This is a genomic window from Pantoea sp. EKM103V (assembly GCF_011800365.1).
GTDB classification, from domain to species: domain Bacteria; phylum Pseudomonadota; class Gammaproteobacteria; order Enterobacterales; family Enterobacteriaceae; genus Pantoea; species Pantoea anthophila.
On sequence record NZ_JAALFQ010000008.1, the window covers coordinates 58,532 to 74,027 of the forward strand.

A 15,496-nucleotide genomic window follows, 5' to 3' on the forward strand; every position below is an offset into this window, starting at 1 on the left:
GGACCAGCCAGCATAAGTGATCGGTGTCACGGCGGATCGGCCAGATATCATCTGGTCAGCAGAGGGCCATAAAAAAAGGCGACTGCCTCAGTCGCCTCTTTGTCGTGCCGGATAACCCGCTATTTCTTCACGGTTTCCATGCCCATCAGACCAATTTTCAGGTAGCCCGCCGTGCGCAGCTTATCCATCACGCTCATCAGCGTTTCATAATCGACCGACTTGTCGGCCTGGAAGAAAATGGTGGTCTCTTTATTGCCCTGGGTCTGGCTGGTCAGCACATTCACCAGTGAGTCCGGCGTCACCGCGTCGTTACCGACGTAAAGCTGCTTATCCGCTTTAATCGACAGGTAAACCGGTTTTTCCGGACGCGGCTGCGGCGCGCTGGTTGAGGCGGGCAGATTGACGCGCACGTCGACCGTGGCCAGTGGCGCGGCCACCATAAAGATGATCAGCAGCACCAGCATGACGTCGATAAACGGCGTCACGTTGATCTCATGCATTTCACCATCGGTTTGCAGATCGTCGTTTAATCGCATTGCCATAAGAACTTACCCTAAGCGCAGTTTCTGAGCTGCTGCAGGACGCGGAACCTCAGTCGCCACGGTGCCCAGGTCGATGTCACGGCTCTGCAGCAGCATCACCTGCGCAGCGACATCACCCAGCGAGGCTTTGTAGTTGGCGATCATGCGGGCAAAGACGTTGTAGATCACCACCGCCGGGATCGCCGCGACCAGGCCAATCGCGGTCGCCAGCAGCGCTTCGGCGATACCTGGTGCCACCACCGCCAGATTGGTGGTCTGGGTTTTGGCGATACCGATAAAGCTGTTCATGATGCCCCAGACGGTGCCGAACAGACCGATAAAGGGCGCGACAGAGCCGATGGTCGCGAGGAAGCCATTTCCGCGTCCGGCGTGGCGGCTGAACGCAGCAACGCGGCGCTCCAGGCGGAAGCTGGTGCGATCTTTAATGCCGTTGGTATCTTCCACACCCGCCGACAGCGTCAGTTCATTCTGCGCATCGTTCAGCAGTACGACGCTGTGACTGTGATCGGTAAACGACTGGGCAATGCGGGCGGCGTCATTCAGACTGCGCGCTTCGCCCAGCGCCAGCTGCTCGCGCTTCAGGCGGCGCTTCGCGGCACTGAGTTCGGCATATTTGCCAAAGAATATCGCCCAGGTCACTACGGAGGCCAACAACAGGCCAATCATGACCACCTTTACCACGATATCGGCATGCTGATACATGCCCCAAACGGAGAGATCCGTTTGCATCAAATCACTGGCTACCACGCTGCTTCTCCAACTTCATATACAGGGATGCGGGACAAGCGCGAATAATAGCAAAATAATGGCGAATTGATAGTAGTTCTCATTACTATTTACAAACTCTGACCGCCCGCTTTGCCGTGACCCGCGCGGCTTTCAACCCGCTTTTTATCCTGCTCTCTGTTCTGATAATCGCCATTGAGTCTCAACCCTGCTGGCCGTTTCGTGGTAACGTGAGAGCTTAGTCAGAAGCGGCAAGGGCGACTCATGACCACCAGAAAAATTGATACCACGCTCGTCAGTGCAGGACGCAGCAAGCGTTATACCCAGGGTTCGGTGAACAGCGTGATTCAGCGCGCTTCCTCGCTGGTTTTTGATACGGTCGCGGAGAAAAAACGCGCGACCGCAGGACGGGCAAAAGGTGAACTCTTTTATGGCCGTCGTGGCACCCTGACGCACTTCGCGCTGCAGGATGCGATGACGGAGCTGGAAGGCGGCGCGGGCTGCGTCCTCTACCCCTGCGGTGCGGCAGCGGTGGCGAATGCGATCCTGGCCTTCGTCGAAGCGGGCGATCATCTCCTGATGAGCGGCGCGGTCTATGAACCGACGCAGGATTTCTGCACCAGAATTCTGGCCAAGATGAATGTCTCGACCAGCTGGTTCGATCACAGCATCGGCAGCGAAATCGGTGCGCTGGTCCAGCCCAACACCCGCGTCGTGTTTCTGGAGTCCCCCGCCTCAATTACCATGGAAGTGCAGGATATTCCGGCGATTGTGGCGGCGGTGCGCGCCATTGCGCCAGAGGCGATCATCATGCTCGATAACACCTGGGCAGCCGGTATTCTGTTTAATGCGCTGGCGCACGGCGTCGATATCTCGATTCAGGCTGGGACCAAATATCTGATTGGACACAGCGATGCGATGATCGGCACGGCGGTCGCCAATGCGCGCTGCATCGATCAGCTGCGCGAAAACTCCTATCTGATGGGCCAGATGGTCGATGCTGATACCGCCTATATGGCGAGCCGCGGCCTGCGCACTCTGGGCACCCGTCTGCGTCAGCATGAAGAGAGCGCCCTGCAGGTCGCGGAGTGGCTGGCAGCACGGCCCGAGGTGGCCCGCGTCAACCATCCTGCGCTGGCGCAGAGCAAAGGCCATACGTTCTGGCAGCGCGACTTTAACGGCAGCAGCGGCCTCTTCTCATTCATTCTGCAGGAAAAATTGAGCGCCCCGCAGCTGGCGGAATATCTCGATCACTTCCATCATTTCAGCATGGCTTACTCCTGGGGTGGCTATGAATCGCTGATCCTGGCCAATCAGCCTGAGGAACTGGCCGCGATTCGTCCGGCGGGCGGCGTGGATTTCACCGGTACGCTGGTCAGGCTGCACATCGGTCTGGAGCATGTGGATGACCTGATCGCCGATCTGGAGGCCGGTTTTGCGCGTCTGACGCGCTGAGCAAAGAAAAAAGTAAACAGAAGATAAACCGGGTCGCGGCTGACCAGTGAGTTTGCCGGGCTATGACGGATTTGTTGTTAACATTTATCCCGTATCGTTCAGCGTGTCAGTGCAGTCACTGCGCGCGCGGAATGCAGACGAATAGTTCCTTGTGACGTGATGGAATCGCTAATGGGTGTTTTACACGAGATTGTCCAGGCGCTCTGGCATCAGGATTTTGCCGCGCTGGCAAATCCGGATGTGGTATGGGTGGTATATGGCGTGATGTTTCTGACGCTGTTTCTGGAAAATGGTCTGTTACCTGCCTCCTTCCTGCCGGGCGACAGCCTGCTGTTACTGGCGGGTGCGATGGTGGCCAAGGGGGTCATGGATTTTGTCCCCACGATGGTGATCCTCACGACCGCCGCCAGCCTCGGCTGCTGGCTGAGCTATCTGCAGGGGCGCTGGCTGGGCAATACCCGTCTGGTGAAGAGCTGGCTGATGCATCTGCCCGCGCAGTATCATCAGCGTGCCTGGAATATGTTTAACCGTCACGGCCTGATGGCGCTGCTGGTCGGCCGCTTTCTCGCGTTTATCCGCACCATTCTGCCCACCATGGCGGGGATTGCGGGGCTGCAGAACAGTCGCTTCCAGCTCTTTAACTGGCTAAGCGGCGTGCTGTGGGTCGGCATTGTGGTCGCCTTTGGCTATGGCATCAGCCAGGTGCCGTTTATCAAGCGTCATGAAGATCAGGTGATGGCGATCCTGATGGTGCTGCCGATGGTGTTGCTGGTGGTCGGCCTGTTCGGCAGCATTCTGGTGATCTGGAAAAAGCGTCGGCAGAAACAGGCCTGATCGCAGCGCGTGTCGTCCGGATCTGCCGCCTCTCAGGCGGACGGATCCGCGACCGTCTGCCTGACCCGACTCACCTCTTCCCCCGGCGTTACGCCAAAGTAGCGCTTAAACTCCCGCGAAAACTGTGAAGGGCTTTCATAGCCAACCCGCACCGCCGCCGCGCTCGCTTTCAGCCCATCGTGCAACATCAGCAGCCGCGCCTGATGCAGACGATAGCGCTTGAGGTACTGCAACGGTGACGTCTGGGTGACCGCTTTAAAGTTATGGTGAAAAGCGGAAACGCTCATGTTCACTTCTGCCGCCAGTGCATCGACACTGAGGTTATCCGCATAGTGATTCTCAATCCGGCGCAGCGCACGCGCGATCTGGCTGAACTGGGTCTGCCGGCTCACCAGTGAAAGCAGCGCGCCGCCAATCGGGCCGGTCAGCACGTAATAGATAATCTCCCGCACAATGTGTGGTCCCAGCACCCGCGCTTCGCGCGGCTGAGTCATCACATCAAGCAGGCGTTCGGCGGCACAGAGCATCGGCTCTGTCAGCCACGCCGAGTGGATACCGGAGGTCAGCGGCTGCGGCTGAAACTGATCGTCATCGCCGATTTCGATCAGCAGATCCTGCAGGCTGGCGGTGTCCACATTGAGACACAGCCCGGCAATCGGGGTTTCCGGCGACGCCCAGGTTTCGCACTCCGCCGGCAGCGGCACGGTGAGCATCAGATATTTGCTGGCGTCATACTGAAAGACGGTGCTGCCAAGGTAGCCGGTTTTGCTGCCCTGAAACAAAATGACAATGCCGGGCTGATACATCATCGGCGTCCGGGGACGATACTGATTTGCGTAGATCAGCGACACATTTTCGACCTGACAGAGCCGGTCGCGACCCTGAGTCATTAAGTTAACTACCTGCTGTGCCAGCCGGTGACACAGTGCATCGTGCGCCATAGCGACTCCTTTACGGGTAAAAATCCAGTGTGCCGCGCGGATGTGCAAATCACCAGCGGGCTGGAGAATCAGGCAAGAATTTTACCGAATCAGGCAGGGCTTCAGAACGCGGGCGGATCGCTTCACTGAGCAGGCTGAAAATTGTTGGCTAGACTTAAGCACAGTGAAATCTCACGGGTTAACCGCAACGGAAAGGAGCAACTATGGCAGACCAGCCCATTATTAAACTGCGCGATGGCAATATGATGCCGCAACTGGGACTCGGCGTGTGGCAGGCCAGCATTGAAGATGCACGTCATGCGGTGCTGAAAGCGCTGGAAGTCGGCTATCGCTCAATCGACACCGCCGCGGCCTACAAAAATGAAGAGGCGATTGGTCAGGCACTGCAGGAAACCGACGTGCCGCGTGAAGAGATTTTTGTCACCACCAAACTGTGGAATGACGATCAGCAGAACGTTCAGCAGGCGATGGAAACCAGCCTGCAGAAACTGCAGCTGGAGCAGGTCGATCTCTACCTGATGCACTGGCCCTGCCCGGAAAAAGATCACTATGTGGATGCCTGGAAGAAGATGATTGAGCTACAGCAGCAGGGGCTGACCAAAAGTATCGGCGTCTGCAACTTCCATGAAGCGCATCTGAAGCGACTGATGGATGAAACCGGTGTTACCCCGGTGGTCAATCAGATTGAGCTGCACCCGATGCTGCAGCAGCGCACCCTTCACGCCTGGAACGCGATGCACCAGATTCAGACCGAATCCTGGAGCCCGCTGGCGCAGGGCGGCAAAGGGGTGTTCGATCAGGAGATCATCAAGTCGCTGGCGAAGAAGTATGGCAAGACCCCGGCCCAGATCGTCATCCGCTGGCATCTGGACAGTGGCCTGGTGGTGATCCCGAAATCTGTAACCCCAGCCCGTATCGAAGAGAACTTTAAGGTGTTCGACTTCCGTCTGGATAAGCATGAAGTGAGTGATATTGCGAAGCTGGACAGCGGCAATCGTCTGGGGCCGGACCCGGAAACTTTTAACTAAGCCCGGTAACGCACTGACCGCTCTGCGGCTGCAGAGCAGAAAGCGTGGGTCAGGCGGGTCTCCCCGCCTGACTCTGTGCGTTATGCAGAAGGCTGTACCACCAGCTGACCGGCCGTGCCACGATCGGCCAGTTCCAGCGTCTGGCTGTAATAGACGAACGGGAAATGGTCTGACGAACTCTGCGGGAAGCTGACCATCAGTTCCACACTGCCATCGACCCACACCGTATCTTTCCAGCCACGATCTTCGCCCATCGGCTGTGCGCCATTAACACTTTTAATCAGGAACATGACGCCCTGAATATGCAGCGCCTGTGGCCGGTCGGCGTGCAGGATCCAGCGCTCAAAGGTGCCCTGCTGCGCGGTGGTATCAATCCGGTTCATGTCCCAGAGCGCGCCGTTGATGCCCGGCATCGTGTCGCCGATACGGAATTCACGGGTGCGAACCGACGCCCCATCCAGAATCTGATCGGCCAGCAGCCGCATCGGCAGGTTATCGGTCACCAGCGGCAGTAAACCGGTGGGCCGCAGGGTCAGGATCAGGGTAGAGGTCAGAATCGATGAGGGCTCGAAGAAGCCACGCAGCCGATCCATGATGCCCGCCGCCGTTCCCGCCGTAATCGACACCTCATCGCCCTGCGACATGTCTATCAGCACCTCCCGGCGTTCACCGGGTGCCAGCGAGAGACGCTGCACCGCCACCGGGGCAGAGAGAAAACCCTGATCGCTGGCAATAACCATAAACGGACGATTATCGCTGAGCACCATCTCATAGCGTCGCGCATTCGAGGCATTCAGCAGACGCAGACGCACCCAGCCGCGTGACACCTCGACGTACGGATTGCGGACGCCATTCACCAGCAGCGTGTCGCCCAGGAAGCCGCCATCCTGCGGCGGGTCGTAGACCGGCGTGGCAAAGTTATCGAGCCGCTTGTCCTGAATAATAATCGGGAAGTCATCCACGCCGTAGTGCTTTGGCAACGGCAGTTGCTTGCTGACGTCATCCTCCACCAGCCACATGCCCGCCAGTCCATTGTAGATATGCGGAGCCATGCGGTTTGGCGTGTTGGCGTGATACCAGCAGGTCGAGGCGGCCTGACGAATCGGCAGAACCGGTGCCCAGTCAACCCCGGCCGACATCATGCGCGGCGCGCCGCCCATCAGGGCGCCTGGCAGCTGCAGACCGCTGACGGTCATGGAGACCGGTTCATTCAGCCGGTTGCTGTAGATCAGCTTAACGTCATCGCCGCTGTAAACCCGGACGGTCGGCCCCAGGTAGAGACCATTGATGCCCCAGACCGGTACTTTGTTGTTGTCGCCATTAAACGACCAGTGGCTGCGCTGCATCGTCAGGAACAGCGGCTGGCCGCGACGGGACTCCAGCAACGGCGGAACCGGAAGCGGTGTGTCGCCACTGGCAGAAGACGCGGCACGGGCCGCATGAGGGATGATACCGGCGCTAAGCGCCACTCCGGCAGAAAGCTGGATGAACTGACGTCTGCTGAAAGACATAAAACTTCTGACCCTTTACGCGTGGCGCTAACGCGCCGACCCTGTTTTTATTGCTCTGTTTTTGCTGTGCTGCGTTCACGACGGCGGGCAGTCACTGCCACGCCGTGTGGCATCCATGCAGGATAGTTCGGCGAACGGCTCGCCGGTCAGATTTTTCCGTTTTTTTCGCGTTCGGCCACTTCGGCGTTCAGCTCTTCCAGCTTCGCGGCCATCAGTTCGCGACAGTGGGTAGCCAGCTTGCGCACCGAAACCGATTCGAACGCCTTTACGTCAACTGGAGGCAGCATCTCAACGATGACCAGGCCATTTTTCAGGCGGTTAAGGTTGATCTTGTCATGGGTGTTGGAGACCACAATCGGAATGATCGGCACGCCCGCCGCGACAGCAGCGTGGAATGCCCCGGTTTTAAACGGCAGCAGACCGCGGCCCCGACTGCGCGTGCCTTCCGGAAACATCCAGATGGAGATGCGCTTGCGGTTGAACTGATCCACCAGCTCACCGATGGTGCCGCGCGCTTTGGCACGGTCGTCACGGTCAATCAGCAGGTTGCCGGTCAGCCAGTAGAGCGGGCCAAAAAACGGCACCCACAACAGGCTCTTTTTACCGACCGTGACCGTCGAAGGCTGCACAATTTTGGCGGCGGTGACCATGTCGTAGTTGTTCTGGTGGTTCGCGATGTAGATCGCATTCCCGTAGTTCTCCGCCCCTTCCGGTTTACGCAGTTCGACTTTCAGGCCAAACACCGTCGATAAGCGGCCAAACAGATGGCCAAAGGTGGCGACGTGACGCGGATCGCGCGGTGAAAAAAGACACCAGACAGAGCCAAAGACACAGATCAAAATCGAATAGATGATGACAATAATGGTACGCAGAATCAGTAGCATAGTTCCCTCATTGAGCCACGGCTGACACGGAGTCAGCCGGGTTGTTTACGCTTCGCTATCCGGGCTCGCCGGACGCGCAGGCGCATCCAGTTCAACACGATCAATTTTTTGCAGGCCGCGCGGTAACAGCGTGCCGCGACGTCCGCGATCGGCGCGGAATTTCTGAAGCTCTTCACTGCGCAACAACATTTTACGCTTGCCGACGTGCAGCGTAATCGCGCTGCCCGGTGGCAGGATCATCAGCCAGGCCAGTTTGTCCTGACCGGCGGCCGCTTCCGCGGAAGGAATGGAGATGATTTTGTTGCCCTTGCCTTTCGACATCTGCGGCAGCTCCCCGACCGGGAACATCAGCATCCGTCCCGCCTGCGTGATCGCCAGCAGCATGTCATCTTCATGATGCACGGCCATCGGCGTCATCACGCGGGCGTTGTCCGGCAGCGTCAGCAGCGCTTTACCGGCGCGGTTGCGCGATACCAGGTCGCTGAAGGTGCAGATAAAGCCGTAACCCGCATCCGAGGCCATCAGCAGACGCTGGTCATCAGCTTCCATCAGCACCTGTTCAACCACGGCGCCCGGCGGTGGCGTCAGCTTGCCGGTCAGCGGCTCGCCCTGTCCGCGTGCAGAAGGCAGCGACGTCGGGTCCAGGGTGTAGCTGCGACCGGTGGAGTCGATAAAGGCCACCGGCTGATTGCTCTTGCCGCGTGCGGCAGCCAGATAGCTGTCACCCGCTTTGTAGCTCAGGCCCGCCGGATCAATATCGTGCCCTTTGGCACTGCGTACCCAGCCCATCTGCGACAGCACAATGGTGACCGGCTCAGACGGCACCAGCTCGGTTTCACTCAGGGCTTTAGCTTCTTCACGCTCACGCAGCGGCGAACGGCGCTCATCGCCGTAGCTGGCGCTGTCAGCCTGCAGCTCTTTCTTCAGCAGGGTGTTCATCTTGCGCTCAGAGGCCAGCGTGGCCTGCAGCTGATCGCGCTCTTTTTCCAGATCCGCCTGCTCGCCACGGATCTTCATCTCTTCCAGTTTTGCCAGGTGGCGTAACTTCAGTTCGAGAATCGATTCGGCCTGAGTTTCACTGATGCCAAAACGCGACATCAGCACCGGCTTCGGCTCATCCTCCGTGCGGATGATTTCGATCACCTCATCGATGTTGAGGAACGCCACCAGCAACCCTTCGAGGATATGCAGGCGACGCAGCACGCGATCCAGACGGTAGTTAAGACGGCGTTTTACCGTTTCGCGACGGAACACCAGCCATTCGGTCAGGATCTCATGCAGGTTTTTCACCGCCGGACGGTTATCCAGCCCGATCATGTTGAGGTTAACGCGGTAGCTTTTTTCCAGATCGGTGGTGGCGAACAGATGGTTCATGACCTGATCGAGATCGACGCGGTTGGATCGCGGCACGATCACCAGCCGGGTCGGGTTCTCATGATCCGACTCATCACGCAAATCCTCGACCATCGGCAGCTTTTTATTGCGCATCTGGTTCGCGATCTGCTCCAGCACGCGCGCGCCTGAAACCTGATGTGGCAGCGCGGTGATAACCACCTCGCCCTCTTCCTTTTTCCAGACCGCGCGCTGGCGGATGGAGCCACGCCCGGACTGATAGATTTTGCGGATTTCGTCACGCGGCGTGATGATCTCCGCCTCGGTCGGATAATCAGGCCCCTGAACAATATCGAGCAGCTGTTCCAGCGTGGTTTTTGGCGAGTCGATCAGGGCAATCGCCGCCTGCGCCACTTCACGCAGGTTGTGCGGCGGGATGTCGGTCGCCATACCGACTGCAATACCGGTGGTGCCGTTGAGCAGAATGTTCGGCAGGCGCGCTGGCAGCATCTTCGGCTCCTGCAGCGTACCGTCGAAGTTCGGCTGATAATCGACCGTCCCCTGCCCCAGCTCGCTCAGCAGCACTTCAGCATATTTTGACAGGCGCGATTCGGTGTAACGCATCGCGGCAAACGACTTGGGATCGTCCGGCGCCCCCCAGTTTCCCTGGCCATCAACCAGCGGATAGCGGTAGGAGAAAGGCTGCGCCATCAGCACCATCGCTTCATAGCAGGCGCTGTCGCCGTGCGGATGGTATTTACCCAGCACGTCACCGACAGTACGCGCCGATTTTTTAAATTTTGCGCTGGCGTTCAGTCCCAGTTCGGACATGGCGTAGACAATACGGCGCTGGACCGGCTTTAACCCGTCACCAATATAAGGCAGGGCGCGGTCCATGATGACGTACATCGAATAGTTTAAGTACGCGTTCTCGGTAAACGTATGCAGGGCAAGACGCTCTGCACCATCCTGAGTCAGTTCACTCATTAATTTCTCATCCTCACATCGTGGCCCACAACGGCGGGACACCCGGCGGTGGTTTGGCGAGGATAGTACCTTATTCGCTGGTGTTAGTCACAGGGGAAGCGCGGGTCTGCGCGCCGTGCACCCGCGCGATTTCAGCCGCCCGAGGCGTGCCAGTCAGCGACCGGCACGCCTCGCGTCGTCAGGCAGGAGCCGGTCAGCGCGCGGCACCCATCCACTGGCGGGCAATATCACGGTATTCCCCGGTCGCGGTGCTGAGGTGCAGCCACTGATCGACATAGAGCTTCCAACTGATGTCGTCACGCGGAATCATGTACGCCTTCTCACCATACTGCAGCGGCTTGTCAGCATTCAGGGCACAGAGCGTCGGATAGTGCTGCTGCTGATAGCGCGCTTCGGAGGCGTCAGTGATCATGACATCCGCCTTGTTGTCCACCAGCTGCTGAAAAATGGTGACGTTATCGTGGAACAGCGTCAGTGATGCGTTGGGCAGATGGCTGTGAACAAAGGCTTCGTTGGTGCCGCCTGCCGGTTCAATCAGGCGCACATCGGGACGGTTGAGCTGCTCAATCGTCTGAAAGCGCGCTTTGTCGGCGCAGCGCACCAGCGGGATTTTGCCATCGACATCCAGCGGCTGGGCGAACCAGGCGGTCTGCTGGCGTTTCAGGGTGACCGAAATGCCCCCGACGGCGATATCACACTGCTTCGCCAGAAAGTCGGGCATCAGGGTTTTCCAGGTGGTCGGCACCCACTGCACCTTAGCGTTCAGCGAGGTCGCCAGCGCGTCAGCCATCGTGATATCCAGGCCCTCATACTGACCATCGGGACGCAGGAAGCTGTAAGGCTTGTAGTCGCCGGTGGTACAGACCTTCAGGACTTTAGAACTGAGGATTGTGTCGAGATGAGATTGAGCCTGGACAGCACCGCTGGCCAGCAGCAAAGCGAAGACGATTTTTTTCATTGGTGTTTTTTTTCATGATGAGTTTGCCCACTCATCGTGCCATAGACGGGCCGATTATTGCTGTCATAGCAAAAGTCTTGTGATCAACGTCCCATTTTTCTGCGGCCGCAGCGCGCGTAAGCTGAGCCCCATATTCAGACAATGAGGTAAACAGTTGATGAGCAAAATTTTAATTATCGATGGCGGCAAAACCTTTGCCCACTCTAAAGGCGAACTGAACCACACCCTGACCGATGTGGCGGCCAGTCAGCTGCGTGACATGGGACATGAGGTTTCTGTCACCGTCGCGGACAGCGACTACGTGGTAGCGGATGAAGTACAGAAGTACGTTGAGAGCGATGTGGTGATTTATCAGATGCCGGGCTGGTGGATGGGTGAGCCCTGGACCGTGAAGCGTTACATCGACGAAGTCTTCACCGAAGGCCACGGCTCGCTCTACGCCAGCGATGGTCGTACCCGCTCCGATGCTGCGAAAAAGTATGGTTCCGGCGGCCTGCTGCAGGGCAAAAAATATATGCTGTCACTGACCTGGAACGCGCCGCTGCAGGCCTTTACCGATCCGGAGCAGTTCTTTGAAGGCGTCGGCGTGGATGGTCTCTATCTGCACTTCCACAAAGCGAATCAGTTCCTGGGAATGGAGGCGCTGCCGACCTTTATCTGCAACGACGTGATTAAAGCCCCGGACGTGCCACGCGACATCGCCGCTTATCGGAACCATCTTAGCCAGGTTTTTGCCTAAGATAGAGGGTGGAGACTTACACTTTTCCCATGAAAGAGGAATTCGCGAATGTTAACTGTCGTAGCAGAAATTTGTGTCAAACCCGGACGCCGTCAGGCCGTGCTTGATGCCGTGAACAAGCTGATCCCGCAGGTGCTGGCAGAAGATGGCTGCCATCAGTATGACGCGCTGCTGGATCATCAGGCTCAGGTGCCGTGGAAGCAGAACTCCCCCGACTCTATTTTCATGCTGGAACAGTGGGAAACGCTGCGCCATCTGGAGCAGCATCAGCAGATGCCGCACATGGATGCCCATCGCGCGCTGATCAAAGATGACGTGGTGGATGTGAAGATTCTGGTGCTGGAACCCAGCGCCTGATTGTTGCTGAAGCTTTAATCCCTGTGGTGTAACCGGGGTTAAGGCTGGTGATAAAAACCTGGCCAGATTCGCTTTGCGATCGAGCCGGCACAGGGAACAGGGTCAGATCGGAAAAACGCAAAAACGTCATCCATGACTGCTCGGCCCGCGCCGTCCATGGCGCGGGACGTTTTCCTCTTCTGACCCTGTACCCTGCGCGCTGAGCTAATACATTGCGGCCAGACGTGCCCGCATGCGGGTTTAGCACTCATCTGAACCCCTGTCCCGCGACAGGGGTTTTTTATTTCTGACAAACTGCTCAGAGCAGCTGTCGACGATCGATCTCGCTGCGGAGAAAATCCAGGAAGCAGCCAATGCGCGAAGAGAGCGTGGTGTTTCGGTAGTAGACCGCATGCACCGGCAGTCGCAGCTCGCGGGTTTCCGCTGCCAGCACCGGCACCAGTCGCCCGGCGGCGCAATCTTCCCGACTGACAAAGTCGGAAAGGCGCGCAATCCCCTGTCCTGCCAGCGCCAGCTGCCGGATGGTCTCTCCGCTGGAAGCCGCGATCGTCGGCTTAACCCGCATAAACTCCCCTTCCGCCTGCCAGACCGGCCAGAGGTTATGGATCTCAGGATGACTGAAGCCAATGGTCTGATGCTGCGCCAGATCGGCAACGCTCTGCGGTGTGCCCGCCTTCGCCAGATAAGCCGGACTTGCCATCAGCCGGATCGCGCTGCTGCCCAGCATCCGGGCGCGCAGCGTGGAGTCGCGCAGTTCACCAATGCGAATGGCCACGTCGGTCTGCTGCTCCAGCAGATCGATCAGAATATTGTCGGTGTTCAGCTCAAGCTGGATCAGCGGATAGCGGGCGCGGAAATCCTCCACCAGCGGCACGATCACATGCAGCATAAAGGGCGTCGCTGCGTTGACCCGCAGTCGCCCTGACGGCATTTCACGCCGCAGGGCAATCTGCTCTTCAGCCTGTTCAACCGAGGCCAGAATCTGACGCGCATGTTCCAGAAAGACCTGCCCCTCTTCGGTCAGTGCCAGCCGTCGGGTGGTGCGATGCAGTAGCGTGGTCTGCAGTTTACTCTCCAGCCGCGACAGTGCCCGACTGATACCGGAACTGGTCTGCGCCAGCTGAGAGGCCGCCGCCGTAATCGAGCCGCTGTCTACCACCGCCACCCAGGCGCGTAGCTCTTCCAGGGTAATTTTCACAAGGGTTACTGTCTCTGCTGAGTGGACTGGCTTTCCGGCCACCGTTCACGGGTGATGCGTCGGGCATAAAAGAACAGGACGCTTTCGCGTCCTGCTTTTTACACTTCGATGTCGGCCATATCGCCTTTTTCCTGCAACCAGTTGCGCCGGTCTTCGGAACGTTTTTTCGCCAGCAGCATATCCATCATGCGCAGGGTCTGATCCGCATCCTCATCGCTGATGGTCAGCTGCACCAGACGGCGGGTATTGGGATCGAGCGTGGTTTCACGCAGCTGCAGCGGGTTCATCTCACCCAGCCCTTTGAAGCGCTGTACGTTAGGCTTACCCTTTTTGCGTTTCAGCTGCTCCAGCACGCCCTCTTTCTCATCTTCGTCCAGCGCGTAGTAAACCTCTTTGCCGAGATCGATACGGTAAAGCGGCGGCATGGCGACGTAGACGTGCCCGCCTTTGACCAGGGAACGGAAATGCTTCACGAACAGCGCACAGAGCAGCGTGGCGATGTGCAACCCATCCGAGTCCGCATCCGCCAGGATGCAGATCTTGCCGTAACGCAGCTGAGAAAGATCTTCGCTGTCGGGATCGATACCGATCGCCACCGAAATATCATGCACTTCCTGCGACGCCAGCACCTCATCGGACGAGACTTCCCAGGTGTTCAGGATCTTGCCTTTCAGCGGCATGATCGCCTGATATTCACGATCGCGGGCCTGCTTGGCCGATCCGCCTGCCGAGTCCCCTTCGACCAGGAACAGTTCTGTCTTATTCAGATCCTGGGCGGTGCAGTCCGCCAGCTTGCCTGGCAGCGCCGGCCCGCTGGTGAGTTTCTTGCGCACCACCTTTTTGGCGGCCCGCATACGCCGCTGGGCGCTGGAGATCGCCAGTTCAGCCAGCAGTTCTGCCGTCTGGATGTTCTGGTTCAGCCACAGGCTGAAAGCATCCTTCACCACGCCCGACACAAAGGCGGCACACTGACGTGATGACAGGCGCTCTTTGGTCTGACCGGCAAACTGCGGATCCTGCATCTTCACCGACAGCACATAGGCGCAGCGATCCCAGATATCTTCCGCAGAGAGCTTCACGCCACGCGGCAGGATATTGCGGTATTCGCAGAACTCACGCATCGCATCCAGCAGTCCCTGACGCAGACCGTTAACATGGGTTCCGCCCTGCATGGTCGGGATCAGGTTGACGTAGCTCTCCGTTAACAGCTCACCGCCTTCCGGCAGCCACAACAGCGCCCAGTCCACCGCCTCCACATCACCGGCAAAACTGCCGACAAACGGTTTTTCAGGCAGCGTAGGCAGGCCGTTCACGGCTTCACACAGATAGTCGGTCAGGCCATCTTCATAGCACCAGCGCTGTTCGGTGTTGTTGAGCTTGTCTTTAAAGATTATCTCAACGCCCGGACAGAGCACCGCTTTGGCTTTCAGCAGATGTGAAAGGCGCGAAACCGAGAAACGCGGGCTGTCGAAGAAGCTCTCATCGGGCCAGAAGTGGACGCGCGTACCGGTGTTGCGTTTTGCCACCGTGCCGGTCACGGTCAGATCCTGAACTTTGTCGCCATTCTCAAACGCCATGTCATAGATCTCGCCATTACGGCGCACCGTGACTTCGACGCGTTTAGAGAGGGCGTTAACGACCGAGATCCCGACGCCGTGCAGGCCGCCCGAAAACTGGTAGTTCTTGTTGGAAAACTTGCCGCCCGCATGCAGGCGGCAGAGGATCAGCTCGACGGCTGGCACGCCCTCTTCCGGGTGAATATCCACCGGCATGCCGCGCCCGTCATCAATGACTTCCAGCGACTGATCGGCGTGCAGAATCACTTCAACCCGCTTCGCGTGGCCGCCCAGCGCCTCATCGACGCTGTTATCAATCACTTCCTGACCCAAATGGTTGGGCCGCGTCGTATCGGTGTACATCCCCGGGCGACGGCGAACAGGCTCAAGGCCAGTCAGGACCTCAATGGCATCCGCGTTATAATTTGATTGACTCATCGTAAATGTC

The 15,496-nt window shown here is 58.3% G+C and carries 14 protein-coding genes; 5 read left to right on the top strand and 9 right to left on the bottom strand.

All coding sequences use genetic code 11. The features are described 5' to 3' along the window. Positions 1-119 precede the first annotated feature (119 nt). The gene (gene exbD, locus HFD97_RS15760; protein ID WP_009087249.1) at positions 120-542 is read right to left on the bottom strand and encodes a TonB system transport protein ExbD; all 423 of its coding nucleotides are present in this window, start codon (positions 540-542) and stop codon (positions 120-122) included. 6 nt (positions 543-548) lie between these two features. Then, positions 549-1,271, bottom strand: a complete 723-nt coding sequence (exbB, locus tag HFD97_RS15765; RefSeq protein ID WP_009087251.1) for a tol-pal system-associated acyl-CoA thioesterase — start codon at positions 1,269-1,271, stop codon at positions 549-551. A 261-nt stretch (positions 1,272-1,532) separates the two neighbouring features. Between exbB and metC the strand changes: the two genes are divergently transcribed. After that, positions 1,533-2,723, top strand: coding sequence for a cystathionine beta-lyase (gene metC, locus HFD97_RS15770; RefSeq protein ID WP_167432265.1), 1,191 nt, complete (start codon positions 1,533-1,535; stop codon positions 2,721-2,723). A 171-nt stretch (positions 2,724-2,894) separates the two neighbouring features. Further along, positions 2,895-3,557, top strand: a complete 663-nt coding sequence (locus tag HFD97_RS15775) for a DedA family protein (RefSeq protein ID WP_009087255.1) — start codon at positions 2,895-2,897, stop codon at positions 3,555-3,557. 32 nt (positions 3,558-3,589) lie between these two features. Here the strand turns inward: HFD97_RS15775 and HFD97_RS15780 are convergent, their stop codons facing one another. Further along, positions 3,590-4,498, bottom strand: coding sequence for an AraC family transcriptional regulator (locus HFD97_RS15780; protein ID WP_009087257.1), 909 nt, complete (start codon positions 4,496-4,498; stop codon positions 3,590-3,592). A gap of 203 nt (positions 4,499-4,701) precedes the next feature. Here HFD97_RS15780 and dkgA point away from each other — a divergent pair, with 203 nt between their 5' ends. Continuing rightward, positions 4,702-5,526, top strand: a complete 825-nt coding sequence (dkgA, locus tag HFD97_RS15785; RefSeq protein ID WP_009087259.1) for a 2,5-didehydrogluconate reductase DkgA — start codon at positions 4,702-4,704, stop codon at positions 5,524-5,526. Positions 5,527-5,606: 80 nt separating this feature from the next. Here the strand turns inward: dkgA and ftsP are convergent, their stop codons facing one another. The 4 genes from ftsP to HFD97_RS15805 all read right to left on the bottom strand — a co-directional run bounded on the left by ftsP (position 5,607) and on the right by HFD97_RS15805 (position 11,198). Then, a complete protein-coding gene (ftsP, locus tag HFD97_RS15790; RefSeq protein WP_009087261.1) occupies positions 5,607-7,037 on the bottom strand; it encodes a cell division protein FtsP in 1,431 nt (476 codons plus the stop codon). Between the two features lie 146 nt (positions 7,038-7,183). Continuing rightward, positions 7,184-7,921: a 1-acylglycerol-3-phosphate O-acyltransferase gene (locus tag HFD97_RS15795; protein ID WP_046102557.1), complete on the bottom strand. Its 738-nt coding sequence runs from the start codon at positions 7,919-7,921 to the stop codon at positions 7,184-7,186. A gap of 45 nt (positions 7,922-7,966) precedes the next feature. Continuing rightward, positions 7,967-10,240: a DNA topoisomerase IV subunit A gene (gene parC / locus HFD97_RS15800; protein ID WP_154929159.1), complete on the bottom strand. Its 2,274-nt coding sequence runs from the start codon at positions 10,238-10,240 to the stop codon at positions 7,967-7,969. Between the two features lie 193 nt (positions 10,241-10,433). Next, entirely contained in the window at positions 10,434-11,198 is a 765-nt protein-coding gene (locus tag HFD97_RS15805) for a transporter substrate-binding domain-containing protein (RefSeq protein ID WP_111208169.1), read from the bottom strand. Between the two features lie 157 nt (positions 11,199-11,355). Between HFD97_RS15805 and HFD97_RS15810 the strand changes: the two genes are divergently transcribed. Both HFD97_RS15810 and HFD97_RS15815 read left to right on the top strand, forming a co-directional pair. After that, the gene (locus tag HFD97_RS15810; RefSeq protein WP_009087272.1) at positions 11,356-11,937 is read left to right on the top strand and encodes an NAD(P)H-dependent oxidoreductase; all 582 of its coding nucleotides are present in this window, start codon (positions 11,356-11,358) and stop codon (positions 11,935-11,937) included. Positions 11,938-11,985: 48 nt separating this feature from the next. After that, a complete protein-coding gene (locus HFD97_RS15815; protein ID WP_009087274.1) occupies positions 11,986-12,294 on the top strand; it encodes a putative quinol monooxygenase in 309 nt (102 codons plus the stop codon). Positions 12,295-12,592: 298 nt separating this feature from the next. Here the strand turns inward: HFD97_RS15815 and HFD97_RS15820 are convergent, their stop codons facing one another. Continuing rightward, positions 12,593-13,492 carry a LysR substrate-binding domain-containing protein gene (locus HFD97_RS15820; RefSeq protein WP_167432264.1) on the bottom strand — a complete coding sequence of 300 codons (900 nt, stop codon included), beginning with the start codon at positions 13,490-13,492 and terminating at the stop codon, positions 12,593-12,595. 98 nt (positions 13,493-13,590) lie between these two features. After that, positions 13,591-15,486 carry a DNA topoisomerase IV subunit B gene (gene parE, locus HFD97_RS15825; protein WP_009087278.1) on the bottom strand — a complete coding sequence of 632 codons (1,896 nt, stop codon included), beginning with the start codon at positions 15,484-15,486 and terminating at the stop codon, positions 13,591-13,593. Positions 15,487-15,496 lie beyond the last annotated feature (10 nt).

Bases quoted from the DNA above. Each gene is read 5' to 3' on its own strand.
- HFD97_RS15815 (WP_009087274.1), top strand. From the start codon at position 11,986: ATGTTAACTGTCGTAGCAGAAATTTGTGTCAAACCCGGACGCCGTCAG.
- parC (WP_154929159.1), bottom strand. From the start codon at position 10,240: ATGAGTGAACTGACTCAGGATGGTGCAGAGCGTCTTGCCCTGCATACG.
- HFD97_RS15810 (WP_009087272.1), top strand. From the start codon at position 11,356: ATGAGCAAAATTTTAATTATCGATGGCGGCAAAACCTTTGCCCACTCT.
- HFD97_RS15775 (WP_009087255.1), top strand. From the start codon at position 2,895: ATGGGTGTTTTACACGAGATTGTCCAGGCGCTCTGGCATCAGGATTTT.
- HFD97_RS15805 (WP_111208169.1), bottom strand. From the start codon at position 11,198: ATGAAAAAAATCGTCTTCGCTTTGCTGCTGGCCAGCGGTGCTGTCCAG.
- HFD97_RS15780 (WP_009087257.1), bottom strand. From the start codon at position 4,498: ATGGCGCACGATGCACTGTGTCACCGGCTGGCACAGCAGGTAGTTAAC.
- ftsP (WP_009087261.1), bottom strand. From the start codon at position 7,037: ATGTCTTTCAGCAGACGTCAGTTCATCCAGCTTTCTGCCGGAGTGGCG.
- exbB (WP_009087251.1), bottom strand. From the start codon at position 1,271: ATGCAAACGGATCTCTCCGTTTGGGGCATGTATCAGCATGCCGATATC.
- HFD97_RS15795 (WP_046102557.1), bottom strand. From the start codon at position 7,921: ATGCTACTGATTCTGCGTACCATTATTGTCATCATCTATTCGATTTTG.
- dkgA (WP_009087259.1), top strand. From the start codon at position 4,702: ATGGCAGACCAGCCCATTATTAAACTGCGCGATGGCAATATGATGCCG.
- exbD (WP_009087249.1), bottom strand. From the start codon at position 542: ATGGCAATGCGATTAAACGACGATCTGCAAACCGATGGTGAAATGCAT.
- metC (WP_167432265.1), top strand. From the start codon at position 1,533: ATGACCACCAGAAAAATTGATACCACGCTCGTCAGTGCAGGACGCAGC.
- parE (WP_009087278.1), bottom strand. From the start codon at position 15,486: ATGAGTCAATCAAATTATAACGCGGATGCCATTGAGGTCCTGACTGGC.